Below are 23,385 nucleotides of genomic sequence, written 5' to 3'. Positions count from 1 at the left end.
CTATCGCTGCGTCACGCCGCTTTGGCGGACATCTTTTTCTTAAGCTTTCTGAATACGCCAAACTGCGAAAGAATCAGGCAGATGATGGCAAAAATGAAGATCAGGCTGATCGGGCGTGTAAACATCGGCATGAAGCTGCCGTTCGAGATGGTCAGCGCGCGGCGCAGGTTCGAGTCGGTCATCGAGCCAAGAATCACACCCAACAGGAACGGCGCGGCCGGATATTCCGCCCATGCGAGGAAGAAGCCTGCGAGCCCGAAGAAGAACATGACCTTCACATCGAATGTGATGTGGTTGATGACGAACGAGCCGACAACACAGAGCACATAGATAATCGGCATGAGAATTTCCTTCTTGACGCCGAGGATGCGCACGGAGAATTTCGCGATAACCAGAGCCAGCAGAAACATGACAATCGCCGCAAGCGCCAGGTCAACGACCACCTGATAGAGGAACTCAGGGCTTTCATTCATGAGAAGCGGCCCGGGACGGTAGCCGTGCATCATGAAAGCCGCCAGCAGAACCGCCGCCGGAGCACTTCCGGGAACGGCCAGCGAAAGAATCGGGATAATGGCGCCGCCGATGCAGGAGTTATTGCCTGATTCGGCCGAAATGATGCCCGCGTATTCGCCCTTGCCGAAGTTTTCAGGATGCTTGCTGTTCGATTTGGTTGCCCAATAGGAGAGCCAGCCGCCAACGTCCTCGCCGACACCCGGGATAATACCGACGCCCACGCCGATGAAAGACGAACGAATAATGGCAACAATGTGCTTTTTGAGAATCGCAAGCCCTTCTTTAAATTTGTAGGGAGAATAGGTAAGGATATGCTCCTCGGTTTTTTTAAATGCTTTGATGATCTCCGGGAAGCCGAACAGCCCGATCATGATCGGAATCAGCGCAAGCCCCGCCATGATGTTGACGTTTCCGTAGGAGAAGCGCGGAAACGCATCGATCTGGTCAAGCCCAACCTGCGCGATCAGCAGACCGATGACACCGGAAATCCAGCCCTTCACCGCACTGCCCTTGGAGGTCAGATTTCCGCAGATGATAACGCCGAAGATACTGAGCAGAAAGAATTCCCAACTGCCGAACTGCAGCGAAAGCTTGGTAAGCAACGGGGTCAGAGTCAGCACGCAGAGCACGCTGACCAAAGTGCCCAGGCAGGAAGATGCGGTGCAAAGGAAGATCGCAAGCCCTCCCTTGCCCTGATTTGCGAGCGGGAATCCGTCAAGCGCGGTTGCCGCGCTGGCCGGGGTGCCGGGGATGTTGAGCAGGACAGCCGCCTGGCAGCCGCCGGAGATCGAGCCGACATAGACGCCGATCAGCGAGATGATTGCGCTGGTCGGAGACAGGCTGTAGGTAAGTCCGGTCAGGAGAGCTACCGCCATGGTTGCGCTGAGTCCGGGAAGCATTCCCATGATAAGACCGGCGAATGTGGAGATGATCAAAACGCCGAGATTCAACGGCATCAGAACGTTCCCCAGCGCCTGCGCGAGATAGGTCAAAGCCATATATATCTTTCCCCCTTACGGCAGCGGCACGCGGAAGCATACCTGAAATAGAAGTACGATCAGTGCGGAGCAGAGTACTGTAATGACAAGAATTTTTGTAAGGGAACCTGCATCAAGGAAGAACATCAGCAGGAGCATGAATAAAAAGGTCGACAGCCAGAACGGCAGCAGGTCGAGCAGTACAAAAGTGTAAAGCGCCATCAGCAGTACACCGATCAGCATGCGCATGGTATTTTTATCTTTTAAGATTCCTGAAAAGTAGCTTTTTACCTCTGCGATGCGAACGGATATGCCGCCATCCTGAATACTGCTCAAGAAGAGTATTACCGAAAGCAAACAGAGCATGAAACCCAGCATGGTTGGAACCAGCGCCGGGGAAACATAAAAGAGCTTGCCGGCTTTGTGATAAATCCCGATGCCGGCAAGAATGACATAGACCGATAATGCAAACATTATGATCGATGAGAGGAAATCAAACTGCTTTCTCTCATTTTCCATAAAATCAGCTCCTTTAAAAGGTTATCTATAGAAAAACAGTCAGACCTTTTTCAAAATCTAACCGTTTTCCAATACGGCGTGCAAAACACGCCTTATTCCGAATCCGGCCGGTATCCAAAGGGAAAATCGCTTACAGCACATTTCCCCTTTGGATGCATCACCTAAAGAGTTTTCAGCGCGAAATACCGAATTTTTCGGGAGAAATTGTAGCAACACCGCAGTCATACAGCGTCCATGTAACAGTAGACGACAGTTTATCCATATAGGCAGCCGCCTCTTCGCCCTGCATGCCGTTGACAAGGAAGCCTTTCGTCTTGCAGAAAGCGAGGAAATCCGGATTCTGGAGTGCTTCAGAGAACGACTTGGAAAGAGCGGCGGTGACATATTCCGGCTGGCCTTTCGGGACAGCAATTCCGGTCGTCTCGCCCATCGGGAGGCGGTCGGCCAATTCAGGGACAACTTTCAGAATCGAAGGGATTACTGTCCCGTTTTCAAGCGTGATGTCCTCGGCTGAGAAGTTCGCGAGTGCGCGCATATCGCCCGAAATAAACATATCCTGCATTTCGACGAGCAGCTGGCTGGTGAAGTCTACTTCTCCGGCAAGCGCAGCGGTAACAGCTTTGCCGCCGCCCTCATATGGGACGTGCTTATACTGAAGGCCGGTCGTCGCGCAGAGCACTTCAATGCCAACGTGACCGCCGGAGCCCATACCGCCGGTACCGTCGGTGATCTCGCCGGGGTTCGCTTTCATTGCGTCAAGCAGATCCTGCGCGGTCTGGTACGGAGAGTCCTTGCGCACGGCAAGCACATTCGGAGTAAAGGTGGCAAGGTAGAAATCCCAGTCTTTCGGAGTGGTGTCGGCATAGCCGAGCACCGGCAGCGTAGAGAGGGACAGCATGCCGTTGGCAAGGATGTTATAGCCGTCTTTCTCGGCCTTCATGACCGTTAATGTACCAACTGAGCCGCCCGAGCCTGGGGTGTTGGTGACAACGATGTTGCATCCCATGTTTTTGCCCATGGCGTCGGCCAGTGCGCGGCCGGTCAGGTCGGTGGACCCGCCCGGATTCCACGGCACGACCATATTGATGTCGCGCGAGGGGTACTTGTCTTCTTTGTTGAAAAAGTTTGTGGCGATAAGCCCGGCCACAACCACCACAACAACGATAGCCGCCACGATCAGGATTGATTTCTTTTTTTCCATTCTGAATCCTCCTTATAGTTTATATACCGAACTGCCCTCCATGAGAGAACAGCTTTGTATCCGGGTATGCGGGCGAATGGGTTTTTCGCTTTCAATAATCCTGAAGAGCATCTCGGCGGCCATCCTGCCAAGGCCGATACCCCCGAGATCCACACAGGTAAAATCATTTGAACCGGTGCGCGCCCAGTCCGGCGAACCGACGATAATCACCGAAATGTCTTTCCCCGGCAGGATATGATTCTTTGCAAGGTACTGTACGCCGCCGCGCGCCTGGATGTTATAGGCATAGAGCAGGGCGGTTGCATCAGGATGTTCCCGCAGCGCCTGTTCAGTCAGCCGCGCGCCGTCCTCCTCTGTAAACTGTCCGTTGTAGATGATTCCGTCTTCCTCCGGGATTCCTGCCGCTTCCAGCGCGTCACGGTAAGCTTTCTGGCGCATCTGGAGGCCACCGAAATCGGCATTCCAGCCAATATAGGCAATCCTGCGGTGGCCGCACTGCAAAAACTGATCCATTGCCAGCTGGATACTTTCGTAGTTCTGGGAAGAAACCCAGAAATATTCTTCGTCAATGTCAAGCGAACGGTCGACCACTACGAGCGGCACGCCCATCTGACGGATTTGTCGGGTATTTTCGCCGCCGCGCGCCGTAGGGGTTATGATATAACCGTCTACCCGCTGCGCCTGCATGCGGTCAATGATTTCCGCCTCGCGTTCCGGGTCGTCGAAGGTATTGCAGATCGAAAGGATATAGCCAAAACTATCCGCCACATTTTCAATGCTCAGCATTATTTGAGTAAAAAGCTGGTTTTGGAACTGCGGGACAAGCACCGCGATGATCTTGCGTTTTTTACCGCGCAGGCTGCTGGCAGCGCTGCTCTTGACGTAATGCAAATCGCGGGCGGCCTCTTCGACCCGCCGGCGCATTTCTTCGCTGATGTAACGTTTTTTCGAGTTGTTCAGCACGTACGAAACGGTAGCCGCGGTGGTTCCGGCGCGTTTGGCCACGTCTTTGAGAGTCGCGTATTGTTCCGCCATGATTACCAAGTCCTCCTTATAGAATCAGCAAACGTTAACCGGTAATCGTTTGCTTATATAGATAAAATAAAATAGATTAACAAAACTAGAAAATTTCAACTTCTTTTCACAGGCAATCGTTAATCTATCTCTTGCTTTAGTTATATCCTATTTCGAGGGACTAAGTCAATAAAAAAACAGGTGCTTTTGGCGTTTTCGTAGAAAAAGATAGGCAACATTCCTTTGCCTATGCAAAATAGATAGGCAAACAATGCGTGTATTTTGCTGAGAATACTGCCGCGTAAGATGCATTTTACTACGCCTGTTTTTCTCCGGCTGGCCGTAAAGGCATTCCTTAAAATCCGGCCGGTCCCGGTATCTACGGGGCTTACTGGATTTGTTTACAATTTATACTTGATTTTTTTCCATCCGTGTATTATAGTAAGGTTAGCACTCAATATAAATGAGTGCTAAATCTTGTTTTTACTATATGAAGATAAAGGATGGATTTGGGATGGAAACGAAAGAATTCAAAGCTGAATCGAAGCGTCTTTTGGACCTGATGATCAATTCAATCTATACGCATCGGGAAATTTTTCTGCGTGAATTGATTTCCAACGCTTCCGACGCGATCGATAAGCTGTATTACCGTTCGCTGACCGATGGAAACACCGGGCTCTCCCGGGATGATTTTTCTATCCGGCTCGCCGTGGATAAAGAAAACCGCATTTTTACGATTCAGGATAACGGGTGCGGCATGAGTCAGGAAGAACTGGAAAACAACCTTGGGACGATCGCCAGGAGCGGCTCTTTGCAGTTTAAGCAGGAGAATGAAACCAAAGAAGACGTAGACATCATCGGCCAGTTCGGGGTCGGCTTCTATTCCGCGTTTATGGTCGCGTCCTGCGTAACGGTGGAAAGCAAACAGTTCGGTTCGGACACAGCCTATCGCTGGGAAAGCCATGGAGCCGACGGGTATGTAATTGAGCCGTGCCAAAAAGAAGAGCACGGAACCACAATTACCCTGAAGATCAAGGAAAATACGGAAGACGACAACTACGACGAATTTTTGGATCCGCACAGGATCTCCGCTATCGTGAAGAAATATTCGGATTACATCCGGTATCCTATTAAGATGGACATGCCCGCTTCCCGCCTGAAGGAAGGCTGCCCGGAGGATAAGCCGGAATATGAGCAGTATCTCCAAAACGAGACGCTCAACAGCATGGTGCCGATCTGGAAAAAAATGAAATCCGAAGTGACTGATGAGGATTACAACGAGTTTTACAAAGAAAAATTCTTTGATTATGAGAATCCCGCCCGCATCATCCATAGCAGTACGGAAGGCAGCGCGACCTATCAGGCGCTGATGTTTATCCCCGCCCGCGCGCCGTTTAACTATTACAGCCGCGATTACGAAAAGGGACTGCAGCTTTATGCCAGCGGCGTTCTCATCATGGAGAAGTGTGCCGACCTTCTGCCCGACTGCTTCAGCTTCGTGAAAGGGCTTGTCGATTCGCAGGATTTGAGCCTGAACATCTCCCGCGAAATGCTCCAGCATGACCGCCAGCTCAAGCTGATCGCCGGGCGCCTGGAGAAAAAAATCCATTCCGAACTGCTTTCCATGCTGCAGAACGAACGTGAAAAGTATGAAGCGTTCTACAAGAACTTCGGCCTTCAGCTGAAATATGGCGTTTACGGCGATTATGGCGCAAAAAAAGACCTGCTCTCCGATCTGCTGCTCTTCTATTCTTCCAGTGAAAAGAAGCTCGTCACGCTTTCCGAATACGTCGGCCGCATGAAAGAATCGCAGAAATACATTTATTATGCGTGCGGAGACACCGTGGAAAAGATTGACCGTCTGCCGCAGACCGAACTGGTTCGCGACAATGGATATGAAATCCTCTATCTGACGGAAGACGTCGATGAATTCGCGCTTAAAATGCTGCTCGAATTTGAAAAGAAAGAGTTCCGTTCCGTGTCCGACAGCGATCTCGGTCTTGAGGACGAGAAGGAGAAGGAACAGGCTAAGCAGAAAAATGAAGAGAATAAGGACCTGCTGTCCTGTATGAAAGACGCCCTGAAAGACAAAGTGAAGGACGTACGCCTCTCCTCCCGCCTGAAGTCGCATCCTGTCTGCCTTTCCAGCCAGGGCGCGTTGTCTCTGGAAATGGAAAAGGTGCTGAACACGATGCCGGGCGACAACAAGGTGAAAGCGGAACGCGTGCTGGAAATCAACGCCTCCCACCCCGTGTTTGCCTCCATGCAGAAGCTCTTTGAAAGCGATCAGGAAAAGATCAAAACCTATGCCGATCTTCTCTACACACAGGCCTTGCTGATTGAGGGCATGCCGATTGAAGATCCCGTAAAATTTTCCAATGCCATCTGCGACCTGATGGCGGAAAAATAATTCATATAAGCGCGAAAACGTTCAGAACGTTTTCGCGCTTATTTTATCAGGCTTCTATATTGACAATGGTGCTGAAACCGCTATAATGATGTCTGCCGGCCTTTTAGGGCATAAAAATCACCGGAGAAAACTGAGGTTGCAGGACATATGGAAGACATCAAAAAAATTAATTCCCGAAGCTACCTTTTGGGGCTCACCTGGCCAATTTTTGTGGAATTGGTTTTGCAGATGTTGGTCAGCAATGTCGACCAACTGATGGTCGCAAAAACTTCTTCCACCGCTGTTGCCGCGATTGGAAACGCAAACGTGATTACAAACCTGCTGCTGATTTCCTTTTCCGTGATTTCCATGGCAGCTACCATTTTAATCACGCAATACATCGGCGCGGGAAGCACCCATCGCGTGGCGCAGACCTATACGATCTCCCTGCTGGTCAATTTTTTGCTTTCCCTTGTCATCAGTGCGGGGCTTTCGGGATTTTCCGGGCAGATTTTCAGCCTGATGGGGGTGCCGCGCGAGTTGATGGCAGAGTCCGTGAGCTACCTGCGCATCATCGGCATCGGGATGCCGCTTCAGGCTGTTTATCTTACGTTTGTAGCGTTTTTCCGGGCAAACGGCATGACGCGGCAGACAATGATGATCTCCATTATTATCAACCTGCTGAATATCGCCGGAAACTTTGTTCTGATCAACGGCTTTGGGCCCATTCCGATGATGGGCGTCGCGGGAGCCGCTGTTTCCAGCAACCTGTCCCGCCTGATTGGGGCAGGCATCATTATCTGGATGTTCCGCAAATTCATTGCCGCACCAATCAGTTGGTCACATCTGCGGCCCTTCCCCCATAAACAGCTGACGCTTTTGCTGAAAATCGGGCTTCCATCCGGCGGCGAATCGATCTCTTACAATATGACGCAGCTTTTTATCCAGGCAATGTGCAATACCCTGCCTGTCTTTGTGATTACCGCCCGCGCGTACTGCAATATGTTCGCGATGCTGTCCTATATTTTCACTTCGGCAATTGCGCAGGCAACGCAGATTGTTGTGGGTTACCTGATTGGAGCACGGCGCACAGAAGAGACCGATCAGCGTGTGAATTCCACGCTGCGCGTTTCCATGGCTGTTTCATTTATGATTTCACTGCTGCTCTATCTGTTCTGCCTGCCGCTGTTCGGGCTGTTTACCAGCGATCCGCAGGTACTGAAGATGTGCAAAACCATTATGCTGATCGAAATCTTTCTGGAACAGGGGCGCGCCGCCAATATTGTTCTGTTCCGCGCTTTGCAGACAGCCGGCGACATCCGTTTCCCGATCTGCCTGAATGTGACGACCGTCTGGACGGTTGCGGTTGGAGGAGGGTTCCTGCTGGGCAAAATTCTGGGGTTCGGACTGCCGGGTATCTGGATTGCGATGACGATTGACGAAGGTTTCCGCGGGGTGGTGTCATACCTGCGCTGGCGCAGCGGTAAATGGCGTTCCAAGCACCTGATCGGCTGAAGTGGTTGAAAAGCAAATTAAAATCAGGGTATACTGAAAGAGACAATTGAGATAAAGGGGAGAATTTTATGACAATCAACCGAAGCAAAGTAGCGATCATTGGTACGGGACTGGTAGGATCGTCCACTGCGTTCAGCCTGGTCACACAGGGCGCCTGCGACGAAGTACTGCTGATCGATCTGAATAAAGAGCGTGCCCGCGGCGAAATGATGGACCTGCGCCATGGCATCGACTATCTGAACCGAAATGTAAAAGTGAATGTCGGCGATTACAGCGACTGTGCCGACGCGGACATTGTGGTGATTACCGCCGGCGCTCCACCTCGTGAAGGCCAGACGAGACTTGATACACTGGGTGCTTCCAAAAAAATTATCGAGTCAATCGTCTCGCCCATTATGGAGAGCGGATTTACCGGCATCTTTTTAATCATTTCCAACCCAGTGGACATCATTGCGCAGTATGTCTATAAGCTCTCGGGCCTTCCGAAAAGTCAGGTAATCGGAACCGGAACCGCGCTTGACACCGCTCGTCTAAAAAACCTGATCGGAGATCTGGTGCAGATCGATCCGCGCAGCGTCCACGCCTACGCGCTGGGAGAGCACGGCGACAGCCAGATGGTCGCGTGGTCCCGCGTGACGGTGGGCGGAAAAACCTTCGCCGAAATCCTGCGGGACAATCCGGATCGGTTCAAAGGGGTGGACCTTGACCAGCTCGTCCATGACACGATTGGCGCAGGCTGGGAAATTTTGAAGCGCAAGGGAACCACCTACTATGGCATCGCCACCACCGCGGCCGGCATCATCAAATCTATTTTGCAGGATGAAAACAGGATTATCCCCATCTCGACCCTGCTGGACGGAGAATACGGCGAACGGAACGTGTTTTGCGGCGTTCCGGCAATTCTGGGGAGAACCGGCGTAAAAGAGATTGTGGAACTCCATCTGACCGATACCGAACTGGAGAAATTCCACCGCTCTGCCGAGCTGATCCGCGGTTTTGCCAGAAATCTCTAAACAGATTTTCTATTGGGTACCCAGATTTTTACTGATCTGTAAAAATCGCATAGTTCAAAACCATGCAACACATACTACTGAAAAGAGAGGTGTGCAGCATGAGTATTCATGAGTTTACCGTAAAATCGATTGATGGGAAAGAAATCTCCCTTTCCGATTATGCAGGAAAGCTGGTTTTGATTGTCAACACAGCCAGCAAATGCGGGTTCACCCCGCAATATGAAGAGCTGGAGTCGCTATACAGCCGTTACCGGGATCGGGACTTCGTCATTCTTGGATTCCCCTGCAACCAGTTTTTGAATCAGGAACCGGAAAGCAATGAAAAAATTCAGGAATTTTGCAGGCTGACCTACGGCGTCAGCTTTCCGATGTTTGCAAAAGTAGAGGTAAACGGGGCCGGTGCGTCGCCTCTGTTTGCCTATTTAACATCCCAAAAGCCGTTTCAGGGGTTCGATTTAAAACACCCGATCGGCAAAAAGCTGGATGAAATCTTATCTTCGGAAAACGAAAATTACGCTGAGGGCAACGACATCAAATGGAATTTCACCAAATTCCTTATCGGTAAAAACGGGGAAGTGATTGTCCGTTATGAACCCACAACGGGAATTTCAGAAATTGAGGACAATATCAAACGAATTTTAAACGGCAAATAAACAGATTCTATCCGTCCCCCCTTGTCTTGCCTTTCTTTTTTCTAAATGGTAATATAAAGAAAAGGGGGCTTTGCAATGGGACTGTTCAGCAAAAAGAAGAGGGTTGAAAAACCGCCGAAGCAAATAACGCCCGCCGAAAAGCGGTTAACCAGGAAGTCAGAAACCGAGATGTCCGATGAACAGGCGGAGCGCCTGGCCCGCGCGCTGGCGCAATATATGAAAAAGTAATCTGAAAAGAGGCTCCATTGATAAAATCAATGGAGCCTCTCAATTATTTTTCCTATTTATGATACTTTGCATTCGCATGAATTGAAAATGCGCGGTAAAGCTGTTCCAATAACAGAACCCGCGCGAGCTGATGCGGAAATGTCATCAAAGACATGGACAGCAGCAGCGACGCACGTTTTTTAACCTGATCGGAAAGGCCGTAAGACCCTCCAATTACGAACGTAAAATCTCCACAGCCATCTACGGCAGACTTCGAAATCCACGCCGCAAACTGTTCCGAAGCAAACTGCCTGCCTTCAATGCACATGGCAACGAGCCTGGAATTTCTGGGGGTCTTATCCAAAATCCGCGCGCCCTCTTTTTCGATACATTCTGCGATCTGGGCGGGAGACGGATTTTCCGGAAGCCGGAATTCGTCCACTTCAACGACTGAAACGTCGCTCCAAAGGCCAAGACGTTTTAAATATTCCGCACATCCGTCCCGCATCCACGCCTCTTTTACTTTGCCTACCGCAAGTATGCGGGCGGTAATCATAACACTACCATCTCTGACGGTTTGGAACGGGGCGCCACCTGAAGTGTATAATCCACGCCCTCGCGCATGCCATGCAGTTCAAAATTGGAATAAGCGGTCTGATAAGCCAGTTCAGGCAGATTGTTATTCTGCGACAGATGCCCCAGTATAAATCTGGTACTTCCGGTGCGCACAAGGCGGATCAGTTCCTCGGAACAGTCCTCATTGGAAAGATGTCCCAGATTAGAAGCAATCCTCTGTTTGAGATAATAAGGGTAATCGGACGCACTGAGCATCCGCTGGTCATAATTGGATTCAAGCATCACAAGATCACATCCGGTCAGCATTTCGCGAACATTTTCGCGTATGTACCCCATATCGGTAGCTACAATCAGCCTCCGGCCGTCCGGAGTGGATACCCGGTATCCGAAGCTGTGTACACTGTCATGCGGCGTATCAAACGAATCAATTTCCAGCGAGCCCACGGTAAATCTTGTCCCCCCTTCCAGGGGGCGGACATCCGCTTCCGATTCCAGCAGATGATCCCAATCCAGTTTCTGTAAAACCTCCGCGGAAGCGAAAACCGGTATTTTCAATTTTTTCAGCAGCACGCGCAGCCCGCTGATATGGTCGGTGTGCTCATGAGTCACCAGAATTGCGCGTATTGATTTTGGGTCAATTTCTCGTGCCTGCATCGCTTCGAGAAGCTGTTTGCAGGAACGTCCCGCATCGATCAGGATCGCGGTGTCTGATGAACTGATATAGGTGCTGTTGCCGCTTGAACCACTGAACAGCGAACAAAATCTTGCCATGTGTCCTCCCGGTAAAATCAGTACGGCGAACGGACATCCTCCATAAGGTTTTATCCGCTGGCACTTTAAATCAAGCTACAATGCGGCCTGCAAAGGTTTCTCCGGCACAATCATCTTTTTTACATTTGCGCCGAGCACTGTCAGCTTGTCTGCAATATCTTCGTAGCCACGTTCAATATGTTCAATATCCTCTATTTCCGTCGTGCCCTTTGCAGCCATAGCGGCAATCAGTACTGCCGCTCCTGCACGCAGATCCACCGCGCGGACAGGCGCCCCGGTCAGCTGAGGAACCCCTTCCACAACCGCGACTTTGCCGTCCACCTGAATGAGCGCGCCCATCCGGCGCAGCTCATCGACATAACGGAAACGGTTATCCCATACACCCTCTGTCACGATGCTCGTTCCGGATGCCATGGAAAGCAACGCCGTCATCTGCGGCTGCATATCCGTCGGAAACCCGGGATGCGGCATTGTTTTGAGGTTGACCTTGCTCAGTTCGCCGTCTCTGGCAACACGGACAGCATCATCGTATTCTGTTATCACAGCGCCCGCTTTTTCCAGCTTTTCAATAATGGATTCCAGATGCTTTGGAATCACATTTTTCACCAGCACATCCCCGCCGGTTGCGGCTGCCGCAACCATATAGGTTCCCGCTTCAATCTGGTCCGGAATAATGGAATAGGTTGTCCCGTGCAGAATATCCACGCCATGAATCTTAATGACATCGGTGCCGGCTCCCCGGACATCCGCGCCCATAGAGTTCAAAAAGTTGGCAAGGTCAACGATGTGCGGCTCCTTCGCGCAGTTTTCAAGAATTGTAATGCCCTTGGCTTTGACCGCCGCAAGCATGACATTGATGGTTGCCCCCACGGAAACCACGTCAAAATAGATATGCGCGCCTAAAAGCATGTCCGCCTGCGCATTAATCATACCGCTGTCAATGGAGACATGAGCACCCAGTGCTTCAAAGCCTTTCATGTGCTGATCAATCGGGCGCACGCCGAAATTGCAGCCGCCCGGCATGGAAACACTTGCCCGGTTGCAGCGGGTCAACAGCGTACCCAGCATATAATAAGAAGCACGCATATAGCGAGCCAGCTCGTAAGGAACGACCGGCTCGCCAATATAAGTGGTATCCACTTCTACAGTAGACCTATTCAATACGCGTACGGTTGCTCCCATCGCACGTAGAATTTTAAATAAAACAGTAATATCGCTGATATTTGGAATATTTTCAATGACACATTTTCCCTGTGCCAGAATCGTCGCCGGAATAATTGCTACCGCGGCGTTTTTTGCACCGCTCACCGTTACTTCACCGCACAGGCGGGTTGGGCCTTCAATGATAAATTTTTCCAAATTACAAAACCTCCACGGCGGTTTTCCCCTCATTTCGGGCAGGCCCCGAAACGATGCAAACGTGTTACACGCATATTGCAACAGTTATATTATACCACCACAGCATCTAAATTAAAAGAGCATTTTTTGTCTTTTCATCCGAAAATTCTCACACATAATCTTGGGCCGATGACAGAGCGATTAATCAAAACCCGGAGCGATCCATCTTTTAAATATTTTTTTCATTCGTTCGCCGTCAAAAAACAGCTGAGCGGAACTGCAATTCCCGCTCAGCTGTCTTCATTTTAATAAACAGAACAGATTGAACCTAAAATAGTTTAGCCGTATAAATACGGTGCCGCATTGACCGGGGTACCATTAATGCGGATTTCAAAATGCAGATGAGGCCCTGTTGCGTTTCCTGTACGGCCGATGGCGGCAATCTGCTCGCCTTTCGATACCTGCTGGCCTGGCGTTACATACAGCTTGCTGCAATGTGCATACAGCGTCTGGATGCCGCCTCCGTGGTTGATAATGACACAATAACCATATGCCCCGCGCCAGCCGGCCGTGACTACCTGCCCGTCCAGAGAAGCATAGACCGGTGAACCATAGCAGCCGGAGAACGTGATATCACTTCCGGTATGTCCATAATAGCCTAAGAAGCCCGTGGTGATCGATCCGCCCGCAGCCGGCCATCCAAAGGTACCTGACGGAATCTTGCCGGAAGCAATGCTTGGAATAAACTGCAGCGGTTTGTTTCCTCCCACTATGATAATTTGATCAACCGCCTCTTTCAGCGTTACTGTGTTGACGGCAGTCCTTTCGGTTTCAATTCCATCAATCAATACCACCTGGTCGGTCACTTCAATTAATCCGTTTTCCCCCTCCTGCTTCACTTCCGTATAACCGATATTGCGTTTGGGGTCGGTCTCCTGCTGAACCTTGTACTCCACTTCCTCTTCATGTTTTTCCAGTTTGGTTACTTTCACACCCATAAAAGGAACAGATTGTGAAATCAGCAGGGAATCACCGATCAGCAGATTTTCTTCCACACCGGGGTTCAGATTTTTCAGCTGGTTCAGCGTAATGCCCGCTTTATAAGCAATTCGTATCGGCGTATCTTCTTCTTCAACAATATACCGTTTCTCGCCGCGCTCTTCGCCGCTGAGTTTTTTCTCCAGTTCTTCCAAAGGCTGGATGGAGCTTGCCGGATAGAGCCCTTTTTTAATTTCCACCTTTTTAACAAATTGGACGGTGGTGGTTGGGTCCATACTAGATTCGCTGTATTTTTCCAGCATGCCGTTCAGAAAATCAAGCAACCCGTCTCCCTCGCGGACAGCGCTGATAAAACGGCTTTGAATATAAAGTCCTGTTGCTTCCTCAATTTTATTACCGGATGCACGAATTAATTTATTGGTAAGTTCATCCACAGAAAGAAGTTCGCCCGGGTCCACAGCGGAAAGTTCAAATTGAGGAACAATATCTTTCGGCTTTATGTAAGTCTCGTTTATAATTCTTCCCTTCATGGCGTTTTCAGCTTCATTGAAAACCGCCTCATCCATGATATAGCCAAGGTCTTCCCCGTTATATTCGACCTTTAAGGCCAATGTTTGATTCTGATAGGTCTGAATTACATAGAGCAGCACAAAAGCGCCGGCAACAGGCGCCAACCATCTCAGCAAAAAGAGTATCCCGCGCCAGAGGTGAAAAAGAGCCGTCCCAAACATGCGGCACAATATGGCAAACTGACCTTCGGCACCATTTTTCTTTGCGTTGGCAAGCTCCGTCCGGAATGTGTGGTACTTATCCCGAAGTTCCCAAAACGGGGTGCAGATTTCGCGGTACTTTGTTCGAAACCACCATTTGAGGGAACGGCGATGCATCTCACGTCTGCGTTTGAAACTGTTTTCAAATCTATGAAAATAAACGGAACCACGGCGCAAACGGTGGCGGACAAACCGTATCAGTTGGACTCCTACAAAATAACAGTATCGAAAAACAACATAAAAAACCACCCAAAACCTGTTGGGCAGCGCATCCGCCGTCTCATGGCGCGAATCATCAGGCTGATCCGGCTTCAAATCCGGTTTCTGTTCAATTTGATCAATGTGTTCCGTTTGTTCAGGTTCTGCCGGCTCGGGATGCTCCAACTCCATCAGTTCCGACGGTTCTATCTCAGCTTGTCCAAATAATTCATCTTTTTCAGTAAGCAGCGAAGGCTCTTCTTCTAAAACAAGCTCAGCCATATCATCGTGGGTGGAGTCCTGTGCTTCCCGGTCATGTTCACGCCGGGCGGCCTCCCCCAGTTTCTCGCCAGAAAAGCGGTTTTGATTGTTCCGCTTGTTCCTGCGTTTTGCCAAGCACATCATCTCCTTTCGGCCGCTTTAGTGGGTCCAAAGCCCTCAATTTTATCAGCTGAAAGCCGCATCATTCAAGCCGCGCGCAATTAGACACGGCGGCGGATGTATTTATAAAATATATGTAGGTCATTATTATATCTCAAATCAACTTTTAAGGCAAGTGGTTTCCTGTGAACAATCTTTGTCTTCATAAATACAAATCTATGTTTTGTTTGTAAAATAGATAATAGTTACCCCCCGGCAAAGCCGGGGGTTCTCCATATGCGGGCAAAGCCCTGTTTTACTAGCTGCGCCTCAAGGCGCTGGTACGGTCTGCCAATTGCAAAAGTTTGTTACTTGCTACCCGTAAACGGGTTTACGTACTCCTTGAGTGTCATCTGGTCTTCAACCTGATCTTCTTCCAGTTGATTTTTGATATATTGGGCTATTGCTTTATCATTCTTCCCTGCCGTATCCACAAAATAGCCCCTGCACCAGAATGTCCGGTTTCCATACTTGTATTTCAAATTCGCATGCCGCTCAAATATCAGCAAGGTACTCTTTCCTTTGAGAAATCCTACGAATCCGGAAACGCTCATCTTCGGTGGTATTTTCACCAACATGTGTATATGGTCCGGACACACCTCCGCTTCTATGATCTCCACCTGTTTCCAGTTACATAACTCCCTCAGTATTTTTCCTATCTCAGCCCGCATATTTCCGTATGTTACTTTTCTTCGATACTTTGGGGCAAACACTATATGGTATTTGCAATTCCAGCTCGTATGATTTAAACTATCTATATCATTCGTCTTCATGTCGAATGTTCCTCCTTTTGATATGTCTCGTTGCAGTTGGCAGACCGCAGCTTCATTATATCAAAAGGAGGTTTTTTGCTATACTCATCGCTAAAGCTTTTTTGAACTCCCGGCACAGCCGGGAGTTTTCGTACGACAAAAATATGCCCGCTCTTTGTTTATAAGCAAAGAGCGGGCATGCGGACAAATTTGTTATTTCACTTTGTCGGCAACCTCTTTTACTGCCATCGCCATAAAATCATTCACTTTCATGACGCCCTGGTCGCCGTCGCGGCGGGAACGGACAGCGACCGAGTCCGCTTCCACTTCTTTGTCGCCGATTACGAGCATATATGGAATCTTCTGGAGCTGCGCCTCACGCACACGATAGCCGACCTTCTCGTTGCGGCTGTCCATCTCGACGCGCAGACCCGCGCCCTTCAGCTGCTCCATGACCTGCTCTGCAAAGGCGATATGATCGTCGGTGATCGGCAGGACCTTGATCTGCACCGGGGCAAGCCAGAGCGGGAACGCGCCCGCGTAATGCTCGGTAAGGATGCCGATAAACCGTTCGATGCTGCCGAAGGCAGTGCGGTGGATCATCACCGGACGGTGCTTCTCGCCGTCGCTGCCGGTATAGGTCAGGTCAAAACGCTCAGGCATCTGAAAGTCGAGCTGGATAGTGCCGCACTGCCAGGTGCGCCCGATCGAATCGCGCAGGTGGAAATCGATCTTCGGCCCATAGAACGCACCGTCTCCCTCGTTGATGGTGTACGGCTTGCCGTTCTTTTCCAGGGCGTTGCGCAGGGCGTTGGTAGCCATCTCCCACTGCTCCCCGGTACCCATCGAGTCCTCCGGACGGGTGGAAAGCTCCAGAAAATACTCGAAGCCGAAAACCTTGTAGATGCTGTCGATCAGGTGGATGACGCCCAGCACCTCTTCCTCGGTCTGGTCCGGGGTCATGAAGATATGCGCATCGTCCTGGGTAAAGCAGCGTACCCGCATCAGACCGTGCAACGCACCGGAAAGCTCGTGGCGGTGTACAATGCCGAGCTCGGCCATGCGTTCCGGCAGGTCGCGGTAGGAGTGCAGCTTTCGCTTGTAGACCAGCATACCGCCCGGGCAGTTCATCGGCTTGATCGCGTAATCCTTCTCGTCGATCTTAGTGGTGTACATGTTATCCTTATAGTGGTCCCAATGTCCGGAACGGTGCCAGAGCTCCTCGCTCAAAATGAGCGGGGTACGGATCTCCTCATAACCGTGCGCCTTATGCAGCTCGCGCCAGAAACTCTCCAGCGTATTGCGCAGCACCATGCCCTTGGGGAAGAAAAAGGGGAAGCCCGGGCCCTCCTCGTAGATGTCGAACAGGTCAAGCTCGCGGCCCAGCTTGCGGTGATCCCGCTTCTTTGCTTCTTCCATCATATCCAGATAGCCCTGAAGCTCACTTGCTTTGGGGAATGCGGTTCCGTATACGCGGCAGAGCATTGGGAGACTGCTGTCGCCGTGCCAGTAGGCGCCGGTGCACTGAATCAGCTTGACCGCTTTGACCGGCGCCACGCTCATCAGATGCGGGCCGGCACACAGATCGGTAAAATCGCCCTGCTTATAAAAACTGATGGGGCCACCCTCGGACGCGTGTTTCTCAATCAGTTCCAGCTTATAGGGCTGATTTTTCATCAGTTCTTTCGCCGCGGGCACATCAAGTACAAACCGTTCGATCTCAATGCCGCTCTTAACAATCGCCGCCATTTCCTTTTCGATCTTCTCGAGGTCCTCCTGGGTAAAGGGCTTCTCGACGTCGAAGTCATAGTAGAAGCCGTTGTCGACCGCCGGGCCGATGGTGAACTTGGTCTGGGGATACAGGCGCATGACCGCCTGTGCCAAAATATGGGAAGCGGTGTGCCAGAACGTCTTTTTGCCGTCCGCGTCATCAAATGTGAGAATCGCCAGCTCACAGTCCTCCTGCAGAGGGGTGCGCAGATCGACGGTAACCCCGTTGACTTTCGCGGCGCAAGCCGCCTTATACAGTCCTGCGCCCAGACTTTTTGCCACATCGGCCGCAGTGACTCCGGCCTCAAATTCTTTTATGACGCCGCCCTTTAATGTTACTTGAATCATAAGACAACTTCCTTTCCGATTTGATTCTGAACGAATCCAAATAAAAAGACTTCATCCCGCAATTACATACGGGATGAAGTCAAAAACTCCACGGTTCCACCCGAATTGTACGCATAGCCGCGCACCACTCGTTGATCTGTAACGGGATCAGCCGTCATGCTCATCGCACACGCTCAAGGGACGGTCTCTGCGGGGTTCTGCACAGCACGCTTTCAGCTTTTGCGCGCCTCTCTGCGGTGCATCTGGCCAGGCAGCATTCCCTGTCATCGCATTTTTGCGGTATTAATCTTCTATATTAGATACTAACACCGCTCTGGTTTGTTGTCAACAAGAAAATTTCTTGACAACTATACATAATCCATATAAAATAGGAGTGTCATGCAGTATGTTTTATGGCACTTCATAATTTGTAAATTTTTTTATAGATAGACTTCACGAACATTTATAGATCGATTTATAGGTTCATGGGTGCGCCTGAAAATATTCTTTCCGGCTTCCTTCGCGGTATCCGGAATGCGGACATTGATAATTGCATAATGAAGGAGGTTATTCTAACTCATGCCAGGAACAGTCACATTCGTTATCTGTGTGATTGTTGCGTTTTTGGTTGGTGCTGTCATAGCGTTTTTCCTTGGAGTGGAGTACAGAAAAAAATCGGCGGAAGCCGTTCTTGGTTCTGCCGAAGAAGAAGCAAAAAGACTCATCAGCGACGCAATTAAATCCTCGGAGACAAAGAAAAAAGAGGCTATTATTGAAGCAAAGGACGAAATTTACAAACTGAAACAGGATTCCGAAAAGGAGCTGAAAGAGCGACGTTCGGAGGTTTCGCGTCTGGAACGCCGTATTCAGCAAAAAGAGGAATCCGTTGACAGAAAACTTGATAATCTGGAGAAAAAAGAAGAAGCCCTGCAAAACAAGATCAAAGAGGCCGATGTCAAACTGCAGGAAGCCGAACAGGTAAAAACACATCAGTTTGACATGCTCGAAAAAATTTCAGGATTTACTGCCGAACAGGCAAAAAATTATCTGCTCGCAAATCTGGAGGGCGAATTAACACATGAAAAAGCGCTGAAAATCAACCAGTTTGAAATGCAGCTCAAAGATGAATCCGACCAGAAAGCCCGCGAAATTATTTCCGCAGCGATCGGGCGCTGTGCCGCCGATTATGTGGCGGAGATTACCGTTTCTGTTGTTCCGCTGCCGAGTGATGAAATGAAGGGACGGATTATCGGCCGCGAGGGCCGCAATATCCGTACGCTGGAAACCCTTACGGGCGTAGACCTGATCATCGACGATACCCCTGAAGCTATTACGCTTTCCAGCCACGACGCTGTCAAACGCGAGGTTGCGAGGGTAGCGTTGGAGCGTCTGATTCAGGACGGGCGTATTCATCCCGCCCGCATTGAGGAAACAGTGGAAAAGGCCCGCCGGGAAATTGAGAACAAGATTAAGCAGGACGGTGAACGCGCTGTCATGGAATGCGGTGTTCACAGTATGCATCCTGAACTTGTCAAACTGCTTGGCCGTATGCGTTACCGCTCCAGTTATGGGCAGAACGTACTTAGCCATTCCATTGAAGTTTCTCAGCTTGCCGGTATGATGGCGGCAGAGCTGGGGGCAGATGAAACGCAGGCACGCCGTGCCGGGCTGATTCACGATATCGGAAAATCAATGACACACGAAATTGAGGGATCTCATGTCCAGATCGGTGTCGATCTTGCCAGAAAATACAAGGAAAATCCTGAAATTATTCATGCCATTGAGGCACATCACAATGACGTCGAGCCGAAAACAATCGTCGCTTGTCTTGTACAGGCCGCAGATGCCATTTCGGCAGCCCGCCCCGGTGCACGCCGGGAAAACCTTGAAAATTATATCAAACGCCTTGAAAAACTCGAAGAAATTGCGAACACTTTCGAGGGTGTGGAGAAATGCTACGCAATCCAGGCCGGCCGTGAAATTCGCATTATGCTGAAGCCTGATGTGGTATCTGACGACCAGATGGCCATTGTTGCACGTGAAATTGTCAAGAAAATTGAAAATGAACTGGATTATCCCGGACAGATTAAGGTCCATTGCATTCGTGAGAACCGTGCTATTGAATACGCAAAATGATATGCAAAGCGCCGCCCATTGGGCGGCGCTTTTTAAACTCTGATTACCGGATGAAAAAACAAGCCCGCAGTCAGCTTTTATACTGACTGCGGGCTTAATTTAGTTAAGGCATTACCATTTTGTTTTTGTTTCCACGACTTTCCCGACAATTATTAGCTGTTCAATTTCTTCCCCCATAAAAATCTGGGGTTGATAGGACTGATTGAAGGGCTGCAGAATCACTGCGCCTTCCTTTTTAATCACACGCTTTAGTGTCCCCTCTTCGCCATCAACCAGCACTACTGCCAGTTCCCCGCTTTCCACATTCTGCTGTTTGTGAACAAGTGCCAAATCACCGCTGTGAATGCGCGGTTCCATACTGTCGCCATGGACAATCAAATAGAAATAATCCGACGGGCGGCCGACATTAGCAGGCTCTGTGCCATAGTCCTCCTGAAATGCCAATGCCCCGTATCCGGCCTTTACTCTGCCAAGAACAGGCACCTGCACTTCGCCGGCAGAGCTGCCGGCCTGCACCTTAATGGAAACCTCTTCTCTCCCGAGCAGGAAATCCGCACTGACATGAAAAATATCCGCAATCGCCTTTAGCGTGACTGGATCGGGGGTTGATCGTCCGGTTTCCCATTTGCCGACCGCCTGCTGGCTGATTCCCAATTCCGAAGCCAAAGACCCCTGGGACATCTTACAGCTCTTCCGAAGCGCCTTTAATCGATCTGAAAACATCGCTTATCCTCCGTGGTTTCCATCTGAATGCCCATCCATGCAGAATCGGCTTGTAATGATAAAAATATATAGATTTCATACACTAATTTGAAAATATTATACTTCTTTTGGTTGTTACATGTCAAGACTGTTTCAAACTATTTTGTTGTGAAAAAAGCATTGACAACTACAATAGGTTGTTGTATAGTATAAGCAGTAAAACATATTTGAATGAACCGCTCTCAAGGTTCTATAAAAACATCAAAGTGGTGAATATTATGGCAGTTTATTTTCGTACCCGCTTTCTCTTACAGGCGCTTTCAATAGTCAGTGTACTTTTTATGATTGGAACAGCAGGCGCATTTGAAACGGACAGTATCGGCTTCTATCAATTCTGTGCGCAAGCCGCTTTATTTGAATGTCTGTCTATATTCCTGCAAAGGCTCAGTAAAAAGCGGCGGTGTATGTTCAGGCGCAGAAAACCCGCTCCAATGCCTGTAGGCAAGATTGCACAGTCATACTCCGCTTAAATCAAACAGAGGCGTATATTCCTCTTTTGCAGAGCTTTTTTCCTGCATATATCCTTTCAGGCCCAGCTCCTGCGCTTTTGACAACACATGGTTGTATTCAAATGTACTGATCCGGCGGTTGATTTCCGGAAACTCTGCGCAACGGTAAAACGGCGTAAATTGGCTCATAAGACTAAGCAAAATCTTTTCCTTCGGCAGATTTTGTGCAATCCATGTCAAAACAGCCACAGAGTCAAATCTGCCCTTTGGCAATACAAGATGCCGTATAATGAGGCCTTTCTTCAGCAAACCATCCTGATCGAAAGCAATTTTGCCCACCTGACGGTACATTTCCAGAATTGCGGAGGTTGCCACATCGAAGTAATCCGGCGCTCCCGCATAACGTTTTGACCTGTCAGACTCCGCAAATTTCAAATCTGGTAGATAGATATCTACCAGGCCGTCCAGCATGCGCAATGTTTCGCAGCGCTCATACCCGCCTGAATTATATACCACTGGCAGATGCAGCCTGTGTTTGACGATCCCAAGCGCCTCAATGATCCATGGGACATAATGAGTCGGATTTACGAGATTGATATTATGCGCGCCCTGATCCTGTAGCTCTAAAAAGATATCCGCTAACCGCTGCGTAGTGATTTCTTTTCCAAAGTTCTGCGCACTTAATTGATAATTTTGACAGAAACAACAGCGCAGGGGGCATCCGGAAAAGAAGACTGTCCCAGAGCCGTTACTTCCGCTGATGCATGGTTCTTCCCATTGATGCAATGCGGCTTTTGCCACTTTTACAAAAGAGCCTCCCCCGCAGGCACCCAGCCCCTTTGAGCGATTCGCACCGCATTCCCGCGGACATAACCGGCAGGCTTTGATTTCCATTTTGATAATCCCCTTACAGCCACTGAAACACCGTCTCCGAACTTTTATGCAACCCCGCAACTCAGAAATCTTATTGTGTAGTACGCGTGCAAAATCCTCCGATTTTGCATCGCTTCCCACTACGAATTAAAAACGCCCGCATATCGCGGGCGTTTTTAATGAACTGTCAATTCTTAGCGGTAGATCAATGAAACATATCTTTTTTCATCAGAATCACCGTTGCGATAGCCGATGCCGCGATGGAAAGCACCAATGGAAACCACGTGTTTGCAAAAGGCAGGCTGGAAACGTTCATTCCGTAGAAACTGAATATCATGGTCGGAATTGCCATAATGATTGTGATGCAGGTCAATACCTTCATGACAATATTCAGATTGTTGGAAATAACCGACGCGAAGGCATCCATCATACCTGACAAAATACCTGAATAGATGTTGCACATTTCAATTGCCTGCTTAATCTCGATCAGCACATCCTCCAGCAAATCCTCATCCTCTTCATAGAGTTTGATGATCCTTCCGCGCAGGATTTTTTCAAGTGTTACTTCATCCGATTTCAGCGAAGTAGAAAAATAAACAAGCGATTTTTCCAGTCCAAGCAACTGAATCAATTCTTTATTCCGCATCGACTGATGCAGCCGCTGCTCGGTGGATGAAGAAATCTTATCGATCTGCTTGAGGTATTGCAGAAACCTTGTAGCGATTTTTAACAGCGTTAATAATAGAAAACGGGTTTTCAAAGAGGTTTGCAGAGCTTTTACCCGGCCCTGTGCCATGTCCTCAATCGTTAGATTATCCTCAATGCAAACCGTAATCACATAGTCACGCGTCATAATAATGCCCATTGGAAGCGTCGTATATAAAATCGTTTTGTTTTCATCCGCTTGTTCCTCGGCAGACGGATAGTCGATAATCACCAGCGTCTGGCCGTTTTCCGTTTCGATACGGGAGCTTTCCTCTTCATCAAGGGCAGCACGGACAAAATCGGCTTCTACCCCCAAATCTTTGGTTAAAAATGCTACCTCCGATTCTACGGGACTGACGACCGATATCCAGCAGCCAGGTTCCGGCGCGTCGATTCTGATAATACGATTGTCAACAGTTTTATAAAAGTTAAGCATCGCACTTATCCCCTTTCGCAGGGGATGGTGCTACGGTGTGACGAATCCCCTGCCCATATTGAATTTTTGACTAAATCTGATCGTACTGGGAGCATTTATACT

Annotated in this window: 19 protein-coding genes; 6 read left to right on the top strand and 13 right to left on the bottom strand. The window is 49.5% G+C overall.

Annotation, left to right across the window (positions count from 1 at the left end; genetic code table 11):
- Nucleotides 1–11 precede the first annotated feature (11 nt).
- The 4 genes from C1A10_RS05690 to C1A10_RS05675 form a co-directional block, all read right to left on the bottom strand.
- Nucleotides 12–1,511 carry a tripartite tricarboxylate transporter permease gene (locus tag C1A10_RS05690; RefSeq protein WP_101909327.1) on the bottom strand — a complete coding sequence of 500 codons (1,500 nt, stop codon included), beginning with the start codon at nucleotides 1,509–1,511 and terminating at the stop codon, nucleotides 12–14.
- A 15-nt stretch (nucleotides 1,512–1,526) separates the two neighbouring features.
- Nucleotides 1,527–2,009, bottom strand: a complete 483-nt coding sequence (locus C1A10_RS05685) for a tripartite tricarboxylate transporter TctB family protein (protein WP_101909326.1) — start codon at nucleotides 2,007–2,009, stop codon at nucleotides 1,527–1,529.
- 172 nt (nucleotides 2,010–2,181) lie between these two features.
- Nucleotides 2,182–3,210, bottom strand: coding sequence for a tripartite tricarboxylate transporter substrate binding protein (locus C1A10_RS05680; RefSeq protein WP_101909325.1), 1,029 nt, complete (start codon nucleotides 3,208–3,210; stop codon nucleotides 2,182–2,184).
- A gap of 12 nt (nucleotides 3,211–3,222) precedes the next feature.
- A complete protein-coding gene (locus C1A10_RS05675) occupies nucleotides 3,223–4,245 on the bottom strand; it encodes a LacI family DNA-binding transcriptional regulator (RefSeq protein ID WP_101909324.1) in 1,023 nt (340 codons plus the stop codon).
- 493 nt (nucleotides 4,246–4,738) lie between these two features.
- On the opposite strand from C1A10_RS05675, the gene htpG reads away from it, so the two are divergent.
- From htpG to C1A10_RS18435, 5 genes are all read left to right on the top strand, one after another.
- Nucleotides 4,739–6,634: a molecular chaperone HtpG gene (gene htpG, locus C1A10_RS05670; RefSeq protein ID WP_101909323.1), complete on the top strand. Its 1,896-nt coding sequence runs from the start codon at nucleotides 4,739–4,741 to the stop codon at nucleotides 6,632–6,634.
- A gap of 147 nt (nucleotides 6,635–6,781) precedes the next feature.
- Entirely contained in the window at nucleotides 6,782–8,128 is a 1,347-nt protein-coding gene (locus C1A10_RS05665) for an MATE family efflux transporter (RefSeq protein WP_101909322.1), read from the top strand.
- 68 nt (nucleotides 8,129–8,196) lie between these two features.
- The gene (locus tag C1A10_RS05660) at nucleotides 8,197–9,141 is read left to right on the top strand and encodes an L-lactate dehydrogenase (RefSeq protein WP_101909321.1); all 945 of its coding nucleotides are present in this window, start codon (nucleotides 8,197–8,199) and stop codon (nucleotides 9,139–9,141) included.
- Nucleotides 9,142–9,239: 98 nt separating this feature from the next.
- Nucleotides 9,240–9,794 (top strand): glutathione peroxidase, encoded by a 555-nt coding sequence (locus tag C1A10_RS05655; RefSeq protein ID WP_101909320.1) that lies wholly within the window; start codon nucleotides 9,240–9,242, stop codon nucleotides 9,792–9,794.
- A gap of 75 nt (nucleotides 9,795–9,869) precedes the next feature.
- Nucleotides 9,870–10,022: a hypothetical protein gene (locus tag C1A10_RS18435; protein ID WP_180951013.1), complete on the top strand. Its 153-nt coding sequence runs from the start codon at nucleotides 9,870–9,872 to the stop codon at nucleotides 10,020–10,022.
- Between the two features lie 52 nt (nucleotides 10,023–10,074).
- Here the strand turns inward: C1A10_RS18435 and rlmH are convergent, their stop codons facing one another.
- The 6 genes from rlmH to thrS form a co-directional block, all read right to left on the bottom strand.
- Nucleotides 10,075–10,557 carry a 23S rRNA (pseudouridine(1915)-N(3))-methyltransferase RlmH gene (gene rlmH / locus C1A10_RS05650; protein ID WP_101909319.1) on the bottom strand — a complete coding sequence of 161 codons (483 nt, stop codon included), beginning with the start codon at nucleotides 10,555–10,557 and terminating at the stop codon, nucleotides 10,075–10,077.
- Entirely contained in the window at nucleotides 10,554–11,348 is a 795-nt protein-coding gene (locus C1A10_RS05645) for an MBL fold metallo-hydrolase (protein ID WP_101909318.1), read from the bottom strand. Before C1A10_RS05645 ends, rlmH begins: the two co-directional genes overlap by 4 nt.
- Nucleotides 11,349–11,423: 75 nt before the next feature.
- Nucleotides 11,424–12,707, bottom strand: coding sequence for a UDP-N-acetylglucosamine 1-carboxyvinyltransferase (locus tag C1A10_RS05640; RefSeq protein WP_101909317.1), 1,284 nt, complete (start codon nucleotides 12,705–12,707; stop codon nucleotides 11,424–11,426).
- Between the two features lie 317 nt (nucleotides 12,708–13,024).
- Complete coding sequence (locus C1A10_RS05635; protein WP_180951012.1) at nucleotides 13,025–15,049, bottom strand: M23 family metallopeptidase; 2,025 nt, start codon at nucleotides 15,047–15,049, stop codon at nucleotides 13,025–13,027.
- Between the two features lie 332 nt (nucleotides 15,050–15,381).
- Nucleotides 15,382–15,846, bottom strand: coding sequence for an IS200/IS605 family transposase (gene tnpA / locus C1A10_RS05630; protein WP_101909315.1), 465 nt, complete (start codon nucleotides 15,844–15,846; stop codon nucleotides 15,382–15,384).
- Between the two features lie 192 nt (nucleotides 15,847–16,038).
- Nucleotides 16,039–17,943, bottom strand: a complete 1,905-nt coding sequence (gene thrS, locus C1A10_RS05625; protein ID WP_101909314.1) for a threonine--tRNA ligase — start codon at nucleotides 17,941–17,943, stop codon at nucleotides 16,039–16,041.
- 558 nt (nucleotides 17,944–18,501) lie between these two features.
- Here thrS and rny point away from each other — a divergent pair.
- Complete coding sequence (rny, locus tag C1A10_RS05620; RefSeq protein WP_101909313.1) at nucleotides 18,502–20,058, top strand: ribonuclease Y; 1,557 nt, start codon at nucleotides 18,502–18,504, stop codon at nucleotides 20,056–20,058.
- A 111-nt stretch (nucleotides 20,059–20,169) separates the two neighbouring features.
- Here the strand turns inward: rny and C1A10_RS05615 are convergent, their stop codons facing one another.
- The 3 genes from C1A10_RS05615 to C1A10_RS05600 all read right to left on the bottom strand — a co-directional run bounded on the left by C1A10_RS05615 (nucleotide 20,170) and on the right by C1A10_RS05600 (nucleotide 23,283).
- Entirely contained in the window at nucleotides 20,170–20,781 is a 612-nt protein-coding gene (locus C1A10_RS05615; RefSeq protein ID WP_101909312.1) for a LexA family protein, read from the bottom strand.
- 494 nt (nucleotides 20,782–21,275) lie between these two features.
- Entirely contained in the window at nucleotides 21,276–22,163 is an 888-nt protein-coding gene (locus C1A10_RS05605; RefSeq protein ID WP_101909310.1) for a radical SAM protein, read from the bottom strand.
- Nucleotides 22,164–22,347: 184 nt separating this feature from the next.
- Nucleotides 22,348–23,283: a magnesium transporter CorA family protein gene (locus tag C1A10_RS05600; RefSeq protein WP_101909309.1), complete on the bottom strand. Its 936-nt coding sequence runs from the start codon at nucleotides 23,281–23,283 to the stop codon at nucleotides 22,348–22,350.
- Nucleotides 23,284–23,385 lie beyond the last annotated feature (102 nt).

It is taken from the genome of Marasmitruncus massiliensis (genome assembly GCF_900186535.1).
Taxonomy (GTDB): Bacteria; Bacillota; Clostridia; order Oscillospirales; family Ruminococcaceae; genus Anaerotruncus; species Anaerotruncus massiliensis_A.
The sequence above is the reverse complement of the archived record's forward strand: the minus strand, read 5'-3'. Positions and strand labels throughout refer to the sequence as shown.

Excerpts from the sequence above, each read along its gene's own strand:
- C1A10_RS05690 (WP_101909327.1), bottom strand. The coding sequence starts at position 1,511 with ATGGCTTTGACCTATCTCGCGCAGGCGCTGGGGAACGTTCTGATGCCG.
- C1A10_RS05685 (WP_101909326.1), bottom strand. The coding sequence starts at position 2,009 with ATGGAAAATGAGAGAAAGCAGTTTGATTTCCTCTCATCGATCATAATG.
- C1A10_RS05680 (WP_101909325.1), bottom strand. The coding sequence starts at position 3,210 with ATGGAAAAAAAGAAATCAATCCTGATCGTGGCGGCTATCGTTGTTGTG.
- C1A10_RS05675 (WP_101909324.1), bottom strand. The coding sequence starts at position 4,245 with ATGGCGGAACAATACGCGACTCTCAAAGACGTGGCCAAACGCGCCGGA.
- htpG (WP_101909323.1), top strand. The coding sequence starts at position 4,739 with ATGGAAACGAAAGAATTCAAAGCTGAATCGAAGCGTCTTTTGGACCTG.
- C1A10_RS05665 (WP_101909322.1), top strand. The coding sequence starts at position 6,782 with ATGGAAGACATCAAAAAAATTAATTCCCGAAGCTACCTTTTGGGGCTC.
- C1A10_RS05660 (WP_101909321.1), top strand. The coding sequence starts at position 8,197 with ATGACAATCAACCGAAGCAAAGTAGCGATCATTGGTACGGGACTGGTA.
- C1A10_RS05655 (WP_101909320.1), top strand. The coding sequence starts at position 9,240 with ATGAGTATTCATGAGTTTACCGTAAAATCGATTGATGGGAAAGAAATC.
- C1A10_RS18435 (WP_180951013.1), top strand. The coding sequence starts at position 9,870 with ATGGGACTGTTCAGCAAAAAGAAGAGGGTTGAAAAACCGCCGAAGCAA.
- rlmH (WP_101909319.1), bottom strand. The coding sequence starts at position 10,557 with ATGATTACCGCCCGCATACTTGCGGTAGGCAAAGTAAAAGAGGCGTGG.
- C1A10_RS05645 (WP_101909318.1), bottom strand. The coding sequence starts at position 11,348 with ATGGCAAGATTTTGTTCGCTGTTCAGTGGTTCAAGCGGCAACAGCACC.
- tnpA (WP_101909315.1), bottom strand. The coding sequence starts at position 15,846 with ATGAAGACGAATGATATAGATAGTTTAAATCATACGAGCTGGAATTGC.
- thrS (WP_101909314.1), bottom strand. The coding sequence starts at position 17,943 with ATGATTCAAGTAACATTAAAGGGCGGCGTCATAAAAGAATTTGAGGCC.
- rny (WP_101909313.1), top strand. The coding sequence starts at position 18,502 with ATGCCAGGAACAGTCACATTCGTTATCTGTGTGATTGTTGCGTTTTTG.
- C1A10_RS05615 (WP_101909312.1), bottom strand. The coding sequence starts at position 20,781 with ATGTTTTCAGATCGATTAAAGGCGCTTCGGAAGAGCTGTAAGATGTCC.
- C1A10_RS05605 (WP_101909310.1), bottom strand. The coding sequence starts at position 22,163 with ATGGAAATCAAAGCCTGCCGGTTATGTCCGCGGGAATGCGGTGCGAAT.
- C1A10_RS05600 (WP_101909309.1), bottom strand. The coding sequence starts at position 23,283 with ATGCTTAACTTTTATAAAACTGTTGACAATCGTATTATCAGAATCGAC.